Origin of the sequence: Microbacterium oxydans (assembly GCF_000956405.1) — a bacterium.
Taxonomy (GTDB): Bacteria; Actinomycetota; Actinomycetes; order Actinomycetales; family Microbacteriaceae; genus Microbacterium; species Microbacterium oxydans_C.
In genome coordinates this window covers 145,593-163,103 of record NZ_JYIV01000024.1, presented here as the reverse complement: position 1 = coordinate 163,103, position 17,511 = coordinate 145,593, and the positions used below count along the sequence as shown (strand labels likewise).

The window sequence follows — 17,511 nt, the reverse complement described above, 5'->3', positions numbered from 1 at the left end:
GGTCACCCCTGCCTCCCCCTCCCTCGTCGTCGTCGGCAGCGCGAACGTCGACCTCACCGCGTTCGTCGGCCGCCTCCCCACCGCGGGCGAGACGGTCGCCGGTGGAAGACTGTCCCGAGACCTGGGAGGGAAGGGCGCGAACCAGGCTGTCGCCGCCGCGAAGCTCGGCGGGAACGTGCGCATGGTCGGCGCCGTCGGGGACGACGCCGACGGGTCATGGACCCGAGACGAGATGGAACGGGCCGGGGTGGACACGACCGACCTCCGCACCGTCGATGCCTCGACCGGCACGGCGCTCATCGTCGTGGGCTCCGACGCCGAGAACCAGATCGCGGTCTGCCCCGGCGCGAACGATCGGGTGACCCTCGACGGCGTGCGCTTTCGAGAGGACGAAGCGGTGCTGATGCAACTGGAGATCGCGCTCAGCATCGTCGAAGAGGTCGCCGCCACCGCGCCCGGCTTCCTCGCCGTCAACGCCGCGCCTGCCCAGCCGCTACCCGAAGCACTGCTGCGCCGCGTGGATCTGTTCATCGTGAACGAGACCGAGCGCGAGCTCATGCCCGAGCTCGCCGACGCCGAACTCGTCGCCGTCACCTACGGCGCGGCCGGTGCAGCCCTCTACCGGCGGGGGGACGAGATCGCCCGGGCCGACGGCGTCCCCGCCGAGGCGGTGAACACCGTCGGCGCGGGAGATGCGTTCTGCGCGGCGCTCGTGCTCGCGTTGCGCGCCGGACACGCACCGGCAGATGCCCTCGAAGCCGCGTGCGCCGTGGGGTCTGCGGCCGTGTCGCACCTCTCATCGCAGCCGCCGTTCGAGCACCTGGATCGGTATCTGCCGATGCGGTGAGGGCACAGTGCTCCGTCGTCGGCTAGTCCGAGATGACCACCTCTTCGCCGGCAGCGAGGTCTACTCGGGAGAGCGCGTCACCGCGCCGCACCCGGACACTGACGTCATGTTCGGCTCGCAGCACCCCTCGCGCGAGGCGTCCCCCGTCCCATTCGATGTCCACATGGATGCCGTTCCGGGCACGGAGCCCCCGGACCGCACCTCGCGTCCACGCGGCGGGGAGCGCGGGAAGAAGTTCGATCTCCTCGCCGTCCGACTGCACGAGCATCTCCGCGATACCCGCGGTGCCTCCCGCGTTCCCGTCGAAGGAGTAGATGTTCTGCGCCGCCCCCGCGACACCTCCGCGCGAGTAGGACATCAGGTTGGCCTCACTGGCATCCGCGATCAGGCTCCGCACGTGCGCAAGCGCCTGTTCGCCTTTCAGCAGCCGGGCGTAGTAGGCGATCAGGTTCGCCTCCACCCACTCCGTCTGCTCCCATCCGGGAGCTGCCTCACGACGCTCGATGACCACCTCGGCGGCTCGCGCGAGCTCCGGATCGCGGCGGGAGTCGATCTGACGCTCGGGGAACAATGCCATCAGATGGCTCGTGTGGCGGTGGCTGGGCACCGCTTCGTCGAAGTCCTCCAGCCACTCCTGAAGCTGACCGTGTCGTCCGATCTGGAACGGGGCGAGCCGATCACGCGCCACGCGGATGCGCTCGACGAGGTCACGGTCGACGACGAGGATCTCGGCCGCTTCGGCCGCCATGCGCAGTGTCGCTTCGACGAACACGCGATCAGCGGTGGGGCCCATCGACACCGAACACTGCTGTCCGGAATCCGACAGATACCAGTTCTCCGGCGAGTCGGAAGGCCCGGTCACCAGCCACCCCGAGCGTGGATCTTCGACCATGTGATCGAGGAAGAACTGCGCAGCGCCCTTGAGCACGGGATAGGCACGGTCCCGGAGGAAGTCGAGGTCGCGGCCGTAGTCCCACCGCTCCCAGTGCTGCAACGCGATCCACGCGCCACCGATGAGGCACAGGCCCCAGCCCATGCCCCAGCCGGGCGCGCTGTAGCCCCATGCGTTCGACACCGTGTGCGCGACCCATCCGTCCGCCCCGTACATGTCGCGGGCCGTCACCCGCCCCGTGCGGCTCAACTTCTCGACCAGACGCAGGAGCGGCTCCTGCGTCTCGCCGAGGTCGGTCACCTCGGCCGCCCAGTAGTTCTGCTGCGTGTTCATGTCGAGGTGGAAGTCGTTGGTCCAGGGCGCACTGCTGGCGAGCCCGTCGTTCCACAACCCCTGGAGCGCGAGCGGGAGCGGGGAGTCATGCCGAGATCCGGCGATGGTGAGATACCGGCCGTATCGGAAGTACAGGGCCTCGAGTTCGGGATCCTGCCCGCCCGCTGCGTAACGCTGTCGACGTTCGTCGATGGGAGCGGATCTCACGGGTTCGGACGTGGCGCCGAGATCGATCGAGACCCGGTCGTACAGCTCCCGGTGGTCGGCGACATGGCGAGCGCGAAGCTCGGAATACTCACGGCCGGCCGCATGCTCGATGCTCTGCGCCGCGGAGACATCCGCGTCGGCACCCTCCCAGCCGGTACCGACGGCGACGAGGACGGTCAGCGCCCTGGTGCCGTCGACGACGAGGGTCTGGCCTTCAGCAGCGATCACCCCGCCGTCGCTCAGCACGCGCACACGGATGCTCAGCGGCACACCGTCCACGCCGTCGCTGTGCAGGGTCTCCACTGCGCGACCGGTGAGGACCAGCGAGTCGCCCTCTACCCGCGTCTGCAAAGGGAAGACCGCATCCGACACGGACAGACGCGCCGAGAACACGCCGTCGGCTTCGACCCTGTGCACGATGACACGGTCTGGATGGGAAGCGAACGTTTCGCTGCGCAGCTCGACGCCGCTCCTGCGAGCCGCGCTGTGTGCGATCGCGTCGCCGATGTCGAGTGCCCGCCGGAATCCCCCCTCGTCGGCACCTGCAGCGAACCGCAACCGAAGATCGGGCAGTGGCAGATTGGTTCCGAACGATGTGGGTCGCCCCAGCAGGTGCTCCCCCGCCAGGCGATTCGCCTCGTCATGCTCGCCCCGGAACAGCAGATCTCGGATGCGGTCGAGGTGCGCCCGCGCGCCGGGGTTCACGTCGGTCTCGGCAGGAGCGCCCGACCAGGCGGTCGACTCGGAGAGCTGAATCCGATTCTCCGCACGAGAGTGGAACACCATCCCCCCGAGCCGTCCGTTTCCGATGGGCAGCGCGTCGAACCATCGCTCGGCGGGGCTGTCGTATCGCAGCATGTCGGACTCGGTACGCATCGTCTGCATGTCTTCCGTCCTCGTCATCAGATAGCGCTCAGGCGCAGGAGCATCGCCTGCTGCGGCTGCAATGTCGGCATCGGCAGGCCGAGGCGGGCGAGCAGGGCTCCTCGCATCACGAGGCTGCCCTCTCTGGCGGCGGTGAACCACGCCGGAGCGACCTCGTGGAGCACAGGCGCACCGATCTCCTCACGCAGTTCGATGCGATACGTGGTCTCGGGGTCGAGGCCGGGCAGGGCGATGCGCCCCGACTGGATCGGCACGGACGTCCCCAGTCGCACCCACGCGAACAGGGCTTCGCGACGATCCTCGGCCACGACACCGTGGAACATGCTCTCTTCATCCGCAAGGTCCGCGCGAACGACCCGCCCGGAATGAAGCAGCGCACGCTGCTCCTTGTACAGACGGGCCCAGGCTCGAATCTCGGAGAGCTCGCGCGCATCATGAGCACTCAGATCCAACTCGATACCGGCGTGACCGAAGAGAGCGGTGATCAGACGGAACGACAGTGACGTCACTCGCTTGGTGGTGTGCGACTCGGCTGCGCCGACGTGCGTGCCCACGAGCTCCGGCGGGAGGAGCTGCCCGGTCCAGCGCTGAATCTGCTGTCGCTCCTCGGGGTCGTTGCAATCCGAGGCCCAGACGCGATCGGTGCGTTCCAGGATCCCGAGATCGATGCGGCCTCCGCCGCTCGCGCAGGATTCGATCTCCAGCGCGGGGTGTTTCGCACGCAGCGCATCGAGCATCCGGTAGAGCGCCTGCGTCTGCGCGTGAACGCCGGCACGGCCCTCCGCATCCTGCCGGCTGGCCTCATGCAGCTCGCGATTGTGATCCCACTTGATGTAGTCGATCCGGTACTCGGCGACGAGCGCGTCGATCCTGTCGAAGATGAACTGCCATGCGTCCGGATGAGCCAGGTTCAGCACGTGCTGGTTCCGGATCGACGGGCCGGGAGCGGGCGGTGCGAGAACCCAGTCCGGATGCTCGATCGCGAGGCGGGAGGTCAGATTGACCATCTCCGGCTCGAACCACAGCCCGAAGTCCATGCCATGACTGCGGATGCGCTCCACGAACGGGGTGAGCCCTTCCGGCCACACCTCCGCGTCGACGAACCAATCGCCGAGGCCGGTGCCGTCGTCGCGTCGACCGAGGAACCATCCATCGTCGAGTACGACACGCTCGACGCCGATGTCGCCCGCGGCGTCGGTCAGACGCAGCAACGTGGCGAGGTCATGATCGAAGTACACCGCCTCCCACGTGTTGAGGACGAGCGGTCGGGGTGCGCGGGGATGGGTCGGGCGTCGACGAAGCCACTCGTGGAAACGGTCTGCGATGCCATCCATCCCCCGCTCGGACCAACTGAAGTACACGGTCGGAGCGGTGTAGGTCTCGCCCGCTGACAGCGAGATCTCGCCGGGGAGAAGCAGTTCTCCGCCGCCCAGCGTGGAGCGATGTGCACCCGCCCCCTCCGGCAGCTGCTCGACCAGGTAACGCTGATTGCCACTCCAGCCCACATGAGCAGCCCATACCTCGCCGGAGCGGAACCCGAACCGCTGCGTTCCCGCCATCATCAGATATGGCGAATCCAGCGATGAGCGACCGCGTCGGCTCTCGCGCAGGTGGGTGCCGAAGCCGATGGGCGTGCGCTGCGGGCTGCGTTCACGCGACCACTTCCCGGTGAAATCCACGACCTCGACGGCTCGGTCGGGCACCGGAAGCATCAGGGTCAGGTGGTGCACGTCCAGCACATCGGTGGCATCTGCGTGACGGCGGACGACGGCGGACGCGGCGAGAACGCCCGTATCCGGATCCAACGCATAGTGAAGCTTGACGGTGCAGCCTGCTGCGCGGTCGGAGAGGTCGAAGGACGTCGAGTGCTCACCGACGGTCACGTCGTCCAGCTCGAACCGGAAGTATGGTGCGCCCGTCTGTCGGATCCGGCCCTCGAACCCCGGGGTCCCCGACCATGCATCCGCCTCGGTCGGAAGGACGCTGAAGTACCTCGGTTCATCCGTGGAGTTGTGCGTCGCGCTCGGTGCGGAGCTGACCAGCAGGGACTCCGTCTCTTGCGTGGTGAGGTCGCCGAGGTCGGCACCCCAATGCAGCACTCGCGGCATCGGCTCGGAGAACTGGATGACGAGGCTGACACCGGCGCCGCGGAGGTGGACGAGCCCGGGATGGGCAACGGAGAGAGGCATGATTCCTTCGTGGAGTAGAGCGTGTGTTCTGTCTGGTGAGCCCGGTCGCGGCAGTGAACACCACCGCGACCGGGATCGTTCAGCCGGCGATGATGTCGGCGGTCTGCTTCTGCAGGCGCGGCCAGAGGTCGTCGTCTTCCTGCCCGAGGAAGTACGCCTCGAACTGCGGGCGGATGTCGGCCTCCATCGTGGCTCCGTTCTCGTAGGCAGGTGCGGAGAAGAGCGCGCCCGAGCTCTGGTAGTCGCCGAAGATCGACAGATCGAGTCCGTCAGCCGCTGACTTGTCGACCAGTGCCTGCATCGATGCTTCGATCGACGGGAAGAACGAGCCGTTGAAAGTGGCCGCGGTGGTCTGGCACTCCTCGGATCCCATGTACGACACCCAGGCCCAGGTCGCTTCCTTGTTCTTCGTCCCCGCCCAGACGTTGTTGCCGTTCATGTTGGAGATGATCGAGCGCTTGCCCTCCTCCGACGACACGACCGGCGCGATACCGACCTTGACGCCCGGAAGCTTCGTGATGGACGACGCCTCCCACGAACCGCCGGGAACGATCGCCACCTGGCCGGATCCGATCTGGTCGGCGCCACCGGTGGTGAACTGCCCGAGCTGGGGCGCGTAGCCGTCTTCGCTCAGCTGGCGGATGAAGTCCATGGTCTCGATGAACCGCTTGTCGCCGTAGTTGAACTGGGTCGGCCAGTTGGGCTTGTCCGTGACCTCGAATCCGGTGCTGCCCGCGAAAGCCCCCCAGGTGGTCTGGCCGAGATTGTCGTCGGACTCGAGCGAGCCGATGCCGTAGACGGCCACGTTGTTCTTGTCGAATCCGGGCTCGTCACCGCGGACGCCGTTGGCGTCGACGGTGAGTCGCTTGACGACTTTGAGGAACGTTCCGCCATCTTCCGGGTTCCACGTCATGTTCTTGACCTCGTCTTCGGTGAGGCCGGCCTCGGACACCTTGTCCTGGTTGAAGTAGTAGGCGGCTGCTGCCCAGTCGAGCGGGAGGGCGTACTGCTTGCCGTCGGTGAACTTCCAGAGGTCGACTCCGACCGCGAAGGTGTCGAGGTCGTAGTCGGAGCTCTTGATGAGGTCGTCGAGGGGCATGATCTGCCCTTGCTCCGCGTACGACTGGAAGAAGGTGACGCTGTTCTGGAAGGCGTCGGGGGCGTTCTTCGCGACGAACCCTGTCGTCAGCTTGGTGAAGTAGTCGGAGACGTTGAACTGGCTGACCTTGACCTTGATGTCGGGGTGGGCCTCCTCGAACGCGGGGATGCATTCGCTGTAGGCGGCGGCCTGGTTCGGGTCCCATGTCCACCAGTTGACGGTGGCCGAGCCCCCCTCGTCGCTCTGGCCGCCCGTGCAACCGGTCATGGTTGCCACGAGAGCGACACCGACGACTGCGGCGGTGATCTTTCCGGTCTTCATGTTTGCCTCTCGGAGGATGTGATGGTGCTGGATGTGTGGTTGTCGTGCTCGAGGATTCGGGCGCTCCTCGCGGCGCTTCCCGGCGTGGCCGGGTGGTCTGTCATTTGATGCCGCTGAATCCGATCGAGTTGACGATCCGTTTGCCGAAGATCATGAACAGCAGGAGCATCGGCAGCGCGGCGATCAACGTCGCGGCCATCTGCCCGGAGAAGTCGGGCTGGCTCTGCGGTGACGCCTGCTGGAAGACGCCGAGCGCGAGGGTCAAGGGCCGCACTTCGGCGTCGTTGGCGACGAGCAGCGGCCAGAAGTAGTCGTTCCAGGTTCCGATGAACGTCAGGATCGAGAGCGTGACGAGTGGTCCTGACGTCATCGGGAGCGTGATCCGGAAGAGAGTCTTCAGGGGGCTGGCACCGTCGATGAGAGCGGCCTCCTCCACCTCGGCGCTCAGCCCCAGCATGAACTGTCGCAGGAAGAAGATGTTGAAGGCCGAGAAGAGGGCACCCGGCAGGAGGAGCCCGGCGAAGGTGTTGAGGAGGCCGAGATCGTTGATGAGCACGAAGTTGGGCAGCAGCGTGAGGATGCCCGGCACCATCAGCGCGGTCAGCAGGAGCGAGAAGACGAAGTTGCGCCCTCTCCACTGCAGGCGGGCGAACGCGTAGGCGGCGAGTGCGGAGGCCGTGACGACGATGACGGTCATGAGTCCGGCGTAGATCACCGAGTTGCGGACGGAGAGCAGGATGTCGATCGAGGCACCGGAACCTCCGGCGGCGAGCGCCTCGTCGCGGCTGGCGAAGCCCAGCACGCGAGCGAACGCATCGAAGGAGAAACCGACGGGCAGGAACGAGCCAGGGTCCGTGCTGAGCGCGAAGTTGTTCGACAGCGACGTGCGCAGGATCCAGTAGAAGGGGAACACCGTGACGAGGAGGAACAGGATCACGTACGACCAGGCGAGAACCCGGCCCCAGGAGAAGGGTCGCACGGGCTTACGGGGAGCGCGGCTCTTACGGAAGGATCGGACGCCTTCGGGGGCCGGGAGCGGTGCAGTCGGGATGACGGTCATGGTCACTCAGTTCGTGTCGGATTCGTCGGCCCGGAGCAGCCGCATCTGGAGGAAGGTGATCGCGATCAGCATCACGAAGAGGGAAAGCGACATGGTCGCGGCGTAACCGAAGTCGAACTGGTTGAACGCCTTGTCGTAGATGTACATCTGCAGCACGTTCGAGGAGTTCGCCGGGCCGCCTTTCGTGGTCACCGCGACGATGTCGAAGACCTGGAACGCGCTGATGACGGTGAGCACGATGACCATCGCGAGGATCGGCCGCAGCAGCGGGATCGTCAGCCGACGGAACATCTGGATCTCGGAGGCTCCGTCGAGGCGCCCCGCCTCATACACCTCGTTGGGGATCGTGGAGAGGCCGGCGACGATGAGGATCGCGTTGTATCCCATCGACTTCCAGACGCTGATCGCCGCGACCGAGGGGATCACCCACTCCGGCGAACTGAGGAACTTGATCCGCTCCCCGGTCAGCGCGTCGAGGGCGATGTTGATGATGCCGAGCTGAGGGTCCATCATCCACTGCCAGACCAGGGCGGCGACCACGCCCGAGATCAGGAACGGGAGGATGACGAGCCCGCGGATGAACGCGGACCCGGTGAGACGGTGCAGGATCACCGCCGTCACGAGGGAGACGAGAATGCCGAAGACCACAGACAGGGCGACGAAGTAGAAGGTGATGCCGAGCGACTGCCAGAACACCTTGTCGCCGATGAGGGTCTGGAGGTTGTCCAGCCCGCTCCACACCGGAGGTGACAGCACCTGGAAATCTGTGAAGCTGAGGTAGATGCCGCGGATCGTCGGGTACACCGCGAACACCGTGAAACCGAGGACAGCGGGAGCGATCAGAACCAGAGCGAGCTTCCAGTCGTTCCGATGCGAAGGGTTGCGTCTCGCGGCCATTCCCGATGCGCGCCCCGGGGTGTTTCTGCGCGGCGTGGCGGACGTTGCCATTGAGGTCTCCTTCGACTTTCTGCCCCATCGAGAACTGACGACGAGAGCAGGACTGGGACGACTGTAAGCGCCATTAGAACACGTTGTCAAGTAACTGTTCCCGCAGAATTCTCGTGGTTGCGCTACCACCGGTTAGCCATATGATTGACATTCGAAAGTTAACCTCGACCCGCCCCGCCGACACGCGCTACGTCGGGTCGAGCAGACCAAGGGTCCGATGAAGGAGTCCGGATGACGCAGACGGCTGTCGACGACGAGCAGGGCACCGTGAGCCTGCCCGGTGGTTTCCGCGAGGCCCCCGCCGTGACGACCGTGTTCGCGGACCTGCTCAAGCACGGCCCGGTCGCCAGAGTCACCGTGGCACAACGAACAGGACTTTCGCAGGCGGCAGTCACCAAGGCCGTCAACCGGCTCGACCTCCGCGGGCTCATCTCCACGCACGATGCTGCGCCGTCGTCGGCGCCGGGACGGCCGGTCCAGCCCATCAGCGTCATCGAGGACGCGCAGATCAGCATCGGCGTGACCCTCCGAGTGGACGAGATCATCGCCGTCGCCACGACGATCCGAGCGAACGTCATCCACTCCATCCACCGCCCGCTCGCGAGCATCGCGGTCGACAGCGTCGTGGACGCCATCGATGAGGTCGTGGGGGCGATCGTGGATGCCCTCGGCCCAGATGCCGACCGGGTCATCGGCGTCGGCGTCGGCGTCTCCGGCGATGTGGACAAGGAGCACGGAGTGGTCCGCGACTCACCGCGCCTGAACTGGTCGCAGGTCGACCTCGGCGCGCTGCTCGCCCCGCGCATGCCCTTCCCCGTCGTCATCGAGAACGATGTCCGCGCGCTCGCCATCGCAGAGGAGTGGTTCGGCATCGGTGTGGACACCCACTCCTTCGCCATCGTGACGATCGGAGCAGGCATCGGTTGCGGCCTCTACGTCAACGGCGATGTCGTCGACGGTGCTCTGGGAGTGTCAGGAGAGCTGGGGCACCTCCCCCTCGCGACGACCGGCGAACGCTGCACCTGCGGGCGTCGGGGTTGCGTGGAGACCGTCGCCTCCTCAGCTGCGATCCTCGGACGCATCCGCGCGGCGAAGAGGAAGCCGTCCCTCACCATGCAGGACGCGGTCGCACTCGGGCGGGCCGGCGACGAAGACGCGGTCGCCGCCTTCGAAGCCGCAGGATCGATGATCGGTCTGGCGATCGCGACGATGGCGAACCTCGTCGGGCCGGGAGTCGTCCTGGTCGCCGGGGAGGCGGTGACGAACTACGACCTCTTCGAGCAGCACCTGAGATCGGCATTCGACGAACACGCGTTCGGTGCCGTGCGTGACTGTCGGATCGTCACACGCACGCACACCTTCGAAGACTGGGCTCGAGGCTCCGCCGCATCCGTGGTGCACTCCATGCTGCGCCAGACCCTCACGGCCTGAACGCGCACTCCGACCATGACGACTTCCGCGAACGTACCGAAGTTCGAGCTCGTGTGGCTGCGCACCTGGGTCGAGGTCGTCGACGCCGGCGGTTTCTCCAAGGCCGCCGAGCTCATCCACCTCTCGCAGCCGCGCGTGTCCGCCCACATCGCGAATCTCGAACGTGCGCTCGGACGCACCCTGATCGAGCGGCGCGTGCGTCCGCTCGAACTCACCGAGCACGGCAGGGCACTCCTTCCGAAGGCCCGTGCGGTACTCACGGCGGCCGAGGATCTGATCGATGAAAGCCTCGACGGCGCAACACTCTTCGGTTCGCTCAGAGTCGCCAGCTTCGCCAGCGCGAGCTCCGGTTTCCTGCCCGATGTGCTTGCGGCTCTGAGGCGGGAGCACCCGGACGTGGAGGTGGGAGTCCTCGACGGCGATATGCGATCCATCGAGACGGCCCTGGCAGATCGCCGAGTCACCGTCGCCATCCGGCCGATGCGCCCAGAGCCTGCCGACCCGGCTCTCGTCAGCCGGCCGCTGTGGCGGGAACCGTTCACGGTTCTCCTTCCGACAGGCCACCCGCTCTGCGCGCTCGAGAGCATCGGCCTCGAGGATCTCGCCGGAGCCCGCATCATCACCATCGGCAACCCGCTGCTGAACTCCGATCTCGGTTATGAAGCCGAAGCGACCCTCCACGCGTCATTCGTGGAGACACCGGCCGGGATGGTCTCCGAGCAGCCGACGACGCTGGCGTCCATGGTGCGGGCTGGACTCGGCGTCGGTATCGTCAACCGTCTCGCCACAGACATGGTGAGGTCCGAGGGGCTCGAGGTCCGAGCCATCCGCGACTTGAACCGCTTCCGCGACGTCGGAATCTGGTGGCACTCCGGACGCCCTCTGAGCCGTGTCTCGCGGGCCTTCATCGATGCGGTGCTCGCCGCCCCGTTGCCGCCCGGGACCGATCCCGTGCCGATGGAGGCCTGATCCCCCTCTATCCGGACCACGGATGGAGCGCATCCGAAGGACGGCGTTGAGGCGCCGGAGCGCTCATGGGGGAATGGGAGCATCGGCGTCCCCGGATCCGTCGACCCCTCCCCCCTGAACGAAGAGAGTCCACTGTGCCCATTCTGACGAGCGTGCGTGTCCACGACATCCGCTTCCCGACATCGATCACGATGGACGGATCCGACGCGATGAACAAGGACATCGACTACTCGGCGGCGTACGTCGTCCTCGAAACCGACGAGCCCGGCCTCGCCGGTCACGGCTTCACCTTCACCATCGGCCGCGGCACCGATATCGTCGCCGAGACGGCCCGCCAGCGAGCGCTGCCGTTCATCGGGCGCGACGTCGACGACGTGGTGGCACACCTCGGCGAGGTCTACCGCGAGATGAAGTCCGACACGCATCTGCGCTGGCTCGGCCCCGACAAGGGCGTCGTGCACCTTGCCCTCGCCGCGGTCATGAACGCCATGTGGGACCTCGCGGCACGTCGCGCGCAGAAGCCGCTCTGGCGCCTGCTCGCCGACATGTCGCCCGAACAGCTCGTCGAGGTCGCCGACCTCAGCTACCTGTCGGACGCGCTGACCGAGGACGAGGCCCTCGACATCCTTCGCGCGAACGTCGACACCCGCGCCGAGCGGATCGCACATCTCGAGAGCATCGGCGGCTATCCCTGCTACACGACGAGCGCCGGCTGGCTCGGCTACAGCGACGAGAAGCTCCGCCGCCTCCTCACCGAAGCACTCGACGACGGCTACACGCACGTGAAGCTCAAGGTCGGCGGCGACATCGAGGATGACGTGCGCCGACTGTCCATCGCGCGCGAGGTCATCGGATGGGACGTGAACCTCATGATCGACGCCAACCAGGTGTGGGATGTCCCGCAGGCGATCTCCTCGATGGAACGTCTCGCCGAGTTCAAGCCGCTGTGGATCGAGGAGCCGACGAACCCGGATGACGTCCTGGGGCACGCTGCCGTGCGCCGTGCCGTGTCGCCCATCGGCGTCGCCACCGGCGAGCACGGCATGAACCGTGTGCTGTTCAAGCAGATGTTCCAGGCCGAAGCCATCGACTTCTGCCAGCTCGATTCCGCCCGGCTGGGCAGCGTCAACGAGATCATCGCGGTCTATCTGATGGCCGCCAAGTTCGGAGTACCCGTGTGCCCGCACGCCGGAGGTGTGGGACTCTGCGAGCTCGTGCAGCACCTGTCGATCTTCGACTATGTCGCCGTGTCGGCCACCCTGGAGAACAGGGTCACCGAGTTCGTCGACCACCTGCACGAGCACTTCACCGATCCGTGCATCGTCGAGAACGGCCACTACACGATGCCCGGCCAGCCCGGCTACAGCGCGGAGATCTTCCCGTCGTCCATCACCGAGTACGCGTTCCCCGACGGCACGTACTGGGCAGAGCGGCATGACGAGGTGCGTGCATGAGCGCGGCGGAGATCCGCTTCGCGCGACTCGGCACGACGGGGAAGGAGCTCCCCGTCGCTCTCATCGAAGGGTCCGCATACGACCTGCGACCCCTCACGACTGACATCGACGGGGAGTTCCTCGCCTCCGATTTCGCCACCGGGACGCGAGCCGCATGGGAGTCCGGCGCACTGGTCGAGATCCCTGCGTCGGAGAGGCTGAGGGTGGGTCCGCCGATCGCGACCCCCGGCAAGATCGTGTGCATCGGGCTCAACTACCGCGACCATGCGGAGGAGACCGGAGCGCACGCACCGCTCGAGCCGGTCGTGTTCATGAAGGACCCCTCCACGATCATCGGACCGTTCGATGAGATCCTCATCCCTCGCGCTTCGCGGAAGACGGACTGGGAGGTGGAGCTGGGGATCGTGATCGGTTCGACGGCACGCTATCTCTCCTCCCCCGCAGAGGCACTCCGACACATTGCGGGCTACGTGGTCTCCCACGATGTGTCGGAGCGGGAGTTCCAGCTCGAGCGCGGGGGGCAGTGGGACAAGGGCAAGTCCTGCGAGACGTTCAACCCGCTCGGTCCGTGGCTGACGCCCGCCGACCAGGTGCCTGAGCCGCAGGATCTCCGGCTCACCCTCGACGTCAACGGCGTCCGTCGCCAGGACGGCTCGACGGCGAACATGATCTTCGACGTGGCGCACATCATCTGGTACCTCAGCCAGTTCATGGTGTTGCGCCCGGGGGACCTGATCAACTCGGGCACCCCGGCGGGAGTCGCCATGGGGCGACCTGACACCCCGTATCTCCGCGCCGGTGACGTGGTCGATGTCGCCATCAGCGGGCTCGGGGCCGGACGCCAGGCGGTGGGAGCAGCATGAGCGACTTCTCGGGGATCCGCGCGATCGTGACCGGGGGCGCCTCAGGGATCGGGGCCGCGACGACTCGGCTGCTGCGCGAGCGAGGCGCGGTGGTCTCCGTCCTCGATGTCAACGTCGGGACGCCGCCCGATGTCCACGCCTTCACCGTCGATCTCGCCGACGCCGCCGCCGTCGAGGCCGCCGTCGCCGCTGCCGGAGAGGCGATGGGCGGCATCGACGTCGTCGTGAACAATGCAGGCATCGGCGCCCAGGGCACCGTGGAGGACAACACCGACGATGAGTGGCACCGCGTCTACGACGTCAATGTCGTCGGTGCTGTCCGCGTGACCCGGGCCGCGCTGCCTCACCTGCGTGCGTCCGCTTCCGCGTCGGTCGTGAACACCTGCTCGGTTGCGGCCACGAACGGTCTTCCCGCACGCGCCCTCTACTCGGCGACGAAAGGTGCCGTGCTGGCTCTCACTCGAGCGATGGCCACCGATCACGTGGCAGAGGGCATCCGGGTCAATGCGGTGAGCCCCGGCACTGCTGCGACGCCGTGGGTCGACCGGCTTCTCTCCACGGCACGCGACCCCGATGCCGAACGTGCCGCTCTCGACCGTCGTCAGGCCATCGGTCGCCTGGTGACTCCCGAGGAGGTCGCCGAAGCGATCGCGTACCTCGCCAGTCCTCGGAATGCCTCGACGACCGGCATCGTGCTCGAGGTCGACGGCGGTCTGTCTCACCTGCGGGTGCGCCCCGAGTCCTGACGGAACCGCACAGGAGGGGCGTCCGCACATCGCGGGGACGCCCCTCCTGTGTGTTCGCGGTGGTCGTGCTGTCATAGGCGCCGCAGCGCGCCCACGCCCGGCACCTGCCAACTCTGGCGCGCCTCGGGGGCGAGCGCGGTCGATGCACCCGGCTGTTGCGGGCGCTCCATGTAGCCCTCCCTGACCACACTGCGCTCGGCGAAGGCGTGCTGCGTCCACGGGATGAACTCGATCAGCGGTTCCACGTCGGACAGAACCGTCCCGACCAGATGCTGGTGGACCTGCATCATGTCGCCGGCGTGCGGCGCCACCCGCAGACCGCGAGCCGACGCATGCGCTGCCACCTGCATCCACTCGGTGACTCCGCCGACGCGGGTGACGTCCGTCTGCACGACCCGGATCGCGTCATGGGCGATGAAGCTGCTGAACTGCTGGAAGCTGTAGATGCTCTCACCGGCGGCGATGTCGAGCGTCGTCTTCGCCTGCAGCGCGGCGTGCCCATCGAGGTCGTCAGCGTGCAACGGCTCCTCGACCCAGTCCATCTGCACTTCCTCGAACACGGGAAGCAGCCGGTTCGCGGTCGCGAGGTCCCAGCGCTGGTTCGCGTCGCACATCAGCGTCACATCGTCGCCGATGGCCTTCCGGACTGCGCGGGAGCGACGCGCGTCTTCTCTCCAATCGGGCTTTCCGACCTTGATCTTCACCCGCCGCCACCCGCTGTCGATCAGCGAGGTGAGGTCGCGGAGGAGTTCGCGCTCGCTCAGGTTCAGCCAGCCCCCATCGGTGTTGTACGCCTGCGCGGGCTCTGCTCTTCCGCCCAGCAGTCGCCACAGGGGAGCTCCCGCACGCTGCGCGGCAAGGTCCCAGAGCGCGATGTCGACCATGGCCAACGCCATGTGCACGGCGCCTGCGCGCCCGACCCAGTGGGTCGGAAGCCAGTAGAGCCGTTTCCAGGTGCCGAGGATGTCCTCCGATGGCGTTCCGAGCAGAGCCGGCGCGTAGTACTCGCTGATCACATCGCACAGCAGCTCCGGCGCGGCATGCACTCCGCTGATGCCGGTGCCCACACGTCCGTCCCGTGTGGTGATCTGCACCACGGGGACGGTCCAGTGCGTCATCGCGGCAGTGGCGTCAGCGATCGGTGTGCGCAGCGGCACAGCCAGGGCGAACGTCTCGATGGAGACGATCTCGCTGGCCTCGTCGCCGACGAGGAGATCGGGGATCTCGGTGGAGAGCACTCCTCGAGCGCTCGGCAGTTCAACGACCATGGACGAGCTCCTTCTGGGGCCTCGGCACCCATCACTCATTCGGCCATCCCCTGCCGCAGCGGTCAATCGCGTCTCGCGGATGCCGATGATGCGGTTGGCGGATGAGCGACGAGCGCGTTATCGGTTCTGCGGATGACGCTCATCCGCAGTGCGGCATTGTCCGTGCGGCCGACCCCTGACTGAATCGAAGGGACGCCCTGTTCCCCTACCGAAAGCTGTCTCATGACGTGGATCACCGACTCTGTGGCCGTGGGACACCACGGTCTCACCCTTCCCCGGGTCGGTCTCGGTACAGCATCCCTGGGCAACTTCCTCGGGTCGATCTCGGATCAACAGGCTTCCGACACGGTCGCAGACGCCTTCGATGCCGGTGTGCGCTACTTCGATACGGCACCCCTGTACGGTCACGGACTCGCGGAAAGACGATTGTCCGCAGGTCTCGGCGCGCACAGGGCCGAGGCCGTCATCTCCACGAAAGTCGGACGTCTGCTACGTGCCGGTGCGCCTCGCGACGAGAGCCAGTATGTCGACGGCGAGCCCTTCTACACGGATGTACCTGACATCGGCCCTCTCTGGGATTTCAGCTACGAAGGGGTGCGCACCTCGCTGGAGGAGAGTCTCGAGCGCTTGGACGTCGAGCATGTCGACATCCTCAATCTGCATGATCCGGACGAGCACTTCGATGCTGCGAGCACATCCGCGTACCACGCGCTTCGTGACCTGCGAGCCGAGGGAGCGGTGAAGGGAATCGGCGCCGGCATGAACCAGACTCGCGTGCTGACCCGTCTGGTGGAGACCTGCGACCTCGACGTCGTGCTACTTGCCGGCCGCTACACGCTTCTGGATCAGTCTTCGATGGCCGACGTGCTTCCCGCGTGCCGCCGGCGAGGCACCTCGGTCATCGCGGGCGGTGTCTTCAACAGCGGAGTCCTTCTGGACCCTTCCGAGGGAGCCCGCTTCGACTATGTCCCCGCGGACTCCCACGTGCTGCAGAAGGCGCGGGCGATCCGCGATGTCTGCGACCGGTACGACATACCCCTCGGCGCTGCCGCGATCCAGTTCCCGCTCGCGCACCCTCAAGTCGGGAGCCTCCTGATCGGCGCCCGGTCGGCGGAGGAGTTCCGCATGGACGTCGACCTTCTCACGACACCCATCCCTGGTGCGTTCTGGCACGATCTCCGCACCAGCGGGCTGATCCCCGAGGACGTACCCACACCAGAGGGCGCGTGACGTGACGACACGAATCGATGCCCATCAGCACTTCTGGGACCCGGCCGCCTTCGACTACCCGTGGATGGCGGACGCCTCGCTGGATCCGGTGCGTCGACCGTTCACGCCGGAGGACCTCTCACCCGCGCTGAAACGCAACAGCATCGACGCCACCGTGCTCGTGCAGACCGTCTCCGAGCTCGCCGAGACGGAGAAGTTCCTCGCGACCGCCGCGAGCACCTCGTGGGTGCGCGGCGTGGTCGGCTGGGTAGACCTCGTTGATCCTGCCGTGGGCGCCACTCTGGATCGGCTCATCGACTCCGCGCCGGGGACACTGGTGGGTGTGCGTCACCAGGTCCACGACGAGCCCGATCCCCGATGGCTGCTGCGGGAGGACGTGCAACGTGGCCTCGAGGAGGTGGCCCGCCGCGGCCTGAGCTACGACCTGCTCGTTCGAACCCGCGAGCTTCCTGCCGCCATAGAGACGGTCCGACAGCAGCCGGAACTGCGCTTCGTCCTGGATCACATCGCCAAACCGCCCATCGCTTCGGGTAGCCACGAACCATGGTCGACACTGGTCGCGGAACTCGGGAGCAACCAGAACGTCGACGTAAAGCTCTCCGGGATGGTGACGGAGGCGCGGTGGGACCAGTGGAGCGCCGCAACTCTTCACCCCTATGTCTCCCACGTCCTGGAGGTCTTCGGACCGGAGCGAGCGATGTTCGGATCCGACTGGCCCGTCTGTCTTCTCGCTGCCGACTACGACGCCGTCGTCGGCGCGCTGGAGAGC

The 17,511-nt window shown here is 66.7% G+C and carries 13 protein-coding genes and 1 pseudogene; 8 read left to right on the top strand and 6 right to left on the bottom strand.

Annotation, left to right across the window (positions count from 1 at the left end; translation table 11 throughout):
• Positions 1 to 847 (top strand): ribokinase (locus tag RN51_RS08645; protein ID WP_045263636.1); only part of this gene is annotated, 847 nt, incomplete at its 5' end.
• 22 nt (positions 848 to 869) lie between these two features.
• Here RN51_RS08645 and RN51_RS08640 read toward each other — a convergent pair.
• The 5 genes from RN51_RS08640 to RN51_RS08620 all read right to left on the bottom strand — a co-directional run bounded on the left by RN51_RS08640 (position 870) and on the right by RN51_RS08620 (position 8,781).
• Complete coding sequence (locus RN51_RS08640) at positions 870 to 3,164, bottom strand: glycosyl hydrolase family 95 catalytic domain-containing protein (protein ID WP_197073212.1); 2,295 nt, start codon at positions 3,162 to 3,164, stop codon at positions 870 to 872.
• Positions 3,165 to 3,181: 17 nt separating this feature from the next.
• Positions 3,182 to 5,353, bottom strand: coding sequence for an alpha-galactosidase (locus tag RN51_RS08635; protein ID WP_045263634.1), 2,172 nt, complete (start codon positions 5,351 to 5,353; stop codon positions 3,182 to 3,184).
• A 79-nt stretch (positions 5,354 to 5,432) separates the two neighbouring features.
• Positions 5,433 to 6,773, bottom strand: coding sequence for an ABC transporter substrate-binding protein (locus RN51_RS08630; protein ID WP_045263633.1), 1,341 nt, complete (start codon positions 6,771 to 6,773; stop codon positions 5,433 to 5,435).
• A 100-nt stretch (positions 6,774 to 6,873) separates the two neighbouring features.
• The gene (locus RN51_RS08625) at positions 6,874 to 7,833 is read right to left on the bottom strand and encodes a carbohydrate ABC transporter permease (RefSeq protein WP_082066527.1); all 960 of its coding nucleotides are present in this window, start codon (positions 7,831 to 7,833) and stop codon (positions 6,874 to 6,876) included.
• 6 nt (positions 7,834 to 7,839) lie between these two features.
• Positions 7,840 to 8,781 (bottom strand): carbohydrate ABC transporter permease, encoded by a 942-nt coding sequence (locus RN51_RS08620; RefSeq protein WP_045263632.1) that lies wholly within the window; start codon positions 8,779 to 8,781, stop codon positions 7,840 to 7,842.
• Positions 8,782 to 9,012: 231 nt separating this feature from the next.
• Between RN51_RS08620 and RN51_RS08615 the strand changes: the two genes are divergently transcribed.
• The 5 genes from RN51_RS08615 (at position 9,013) to RN51_RS08595 (ending at position 14,244) form a co-directional block, all read left to right on the top strand.
• A complete protein-coding gene (locus RN51_RS08615) occupies positions 9,013 to 10,212 on the top strand; it encodes an ROK family transcriptional regulator (protein ID WP_082066526.1) in 1,200 nt (399 codons plus the stop codon).
• A gap of 15 nt (positions 10,213 to 10,227) precedes the next feature.
• Complete coding sequence (locus RN51_RS08610; RefSeq protein ID WP_045263631.1) at positions 10,228 to 11,181, top strand: LysR family transcriptional regulator; 954 nt, start codon at positions 10,228 to 10,230, stop codon at positions 11,179 to 11,181.
• 134 nt (positions 11,182 to 11,315) lie between these two features.
• A complete protein-coding gene (locus RN51_RS08605) occupies positions 11,316 to 12,635 on the top strand; it encodes an enolase C-terminal domain-like protein (RefSeq protein ID WP_156149149.1) in 1,320 nt (439 codons plus the stop codon).
• Positions 12,636 to 12,646: 11 nt separating this feature from the next.
• On the top strand, positions 12,647 to 13,498 hold the full coding sequence (locus RN51_RS08600) for a fumarylacetoacetate hydrolase family protein (RefSeq protein ID WP_045263652.1): 852 nt from the start codon (positions 12,647 to 12,649) through the stop codon (positions 13,496 to 13,498).
• Positions 13,495 to 14,244, top strand: coding sequence for an SDR family NAD(P)-dependent oxidoreductase (locus RN51_RS08595; protein WP_045263630.1), 750 nt, complete (start codon positions 13,495 to 13,497; stop codon positions 14,242 to 14,244). The genes RN51_RS08600 and RN51_RS08595 overlap by 4 nt, the downstream gene beginning before the upstream one ends.
• Before the next feature lie 71 nt (positions 14,245 to 14,315).
• On the opposite strand, the gene RN51_RS08590 is transcribed toward RN51_RS08595, so the two are convergent.
• Positions 14,316 to 15,512, bottom strand: coding sequence for a mandelate racemase/muconate lactonizing enzyme family protein (locus RN51_RS08590; RefSeq protein ID WP_052674645.1), 1,197 nt, complete (start codon positions 15,510 to 15,512; stop codon positions 14,316 to 14,318).
• 222 nt (positions 15,513 to 15,734) lie between these two features.
• Here RN51_RS08590 and RN51_RS08585 point away from each other — a divergent pair, with 222 nt between their 5' ends.
• Together RN51_RS08585 and RN51_RS18870 are read left to right on the top strand one after the other, a co-directional pair.
• Positions 15,735 to 16,742 (top strand): aldo/keto reductase, encoded by a 1,008-nt coding sequence (locus RN51_RS08585; protein ID WP_045263629.1) that lies wholly within the window; start codon positions 15,735 to 15,737, stop codon positions 16,740 to 16,742.
• Positions 16,743 to 16,806: 64 nt separating this feature from the next.
• Positions 16,807 to 17,511, top strand: a pseudogene (locus tag RN51_RS18870) (amidohydrolase family protein); the annotation flags it as partial.

Excerpts from the sequence above, each read along its gene's own strand:
- RN51_RS08640 (WP_197073212.1), bottom strand. The coding sequence starts at position 3,164 with ATGCAGACGATGCGTACCGAGTCCGACATGCTGCGATACGACAGCCCC.
- RN51_RS08635 (WP_045263634.1), bottom strand. The coding sequence starts at position 5,353 with ATGCCTCTCTCCGTTGCCCATCCCGGGCTCGTCCACCTCCGCGGCGCC.
- RN51_RS08630 (WP_045263633.1), bottom strand. The coding sequence starts at position 6,773 with ATGAAGACCGGAAAGATCACCGCCGCAGTCGTCGGTGTCGCTCTCGTG.
- RN51_RS08625 (WP_082066527.1), bottom strand. The coding sequence starts at position 7,833 with ATGACCGTCATCCCGACTGCACCGCTCCCGGCCCCCGAAGGCGTCCGA.
- RN51_RS08620 (WP_045263632.1), bottom strand. The coding sequence starts at position 8,781 with ATGGCAACGTCCGCCACGCCGCGCAGAAACACCCCGGGGCGCGCATCG.
- RN51_RS08615 (WP_082066526.1), top strand. The coding sequence starts at position 9,013 with ATGACGCAGACGGCTGTCGACGACGAGCAGGGCACCGTGAGCCTGCCC.
- RN51_RS08610 (WP_045263631.1), top strand. The coding sequence starts at position 10,228 with ATGACGACTTCCGCGAACGTACCGAAGTTCGAGCTCGTGTGGCTGCGC.
- RN51_RS08595 (WP_045263630.1), top strand. The coding sequence starts at position 13,495 with ATGAGCGACTTCTCGGGGATCCGCGCGATCGTGACCGGGGGCGCCTCA.
- RN51_RS08590 (WP_052674645.1), bottom strand. The coding sequence starts at position 15,512 with ATGGTCGTTGAACTGCCGAGCGCTCGAGGAGTGCTCTCCACCGAGATC.
- RN51_RS08585 (WP_045263629.1), top strand. The coding sequence starts at position 15,735 with ATGACGTGGATCACCGACTCTGTGGCCGTGGGACACCACGGTCTCACC.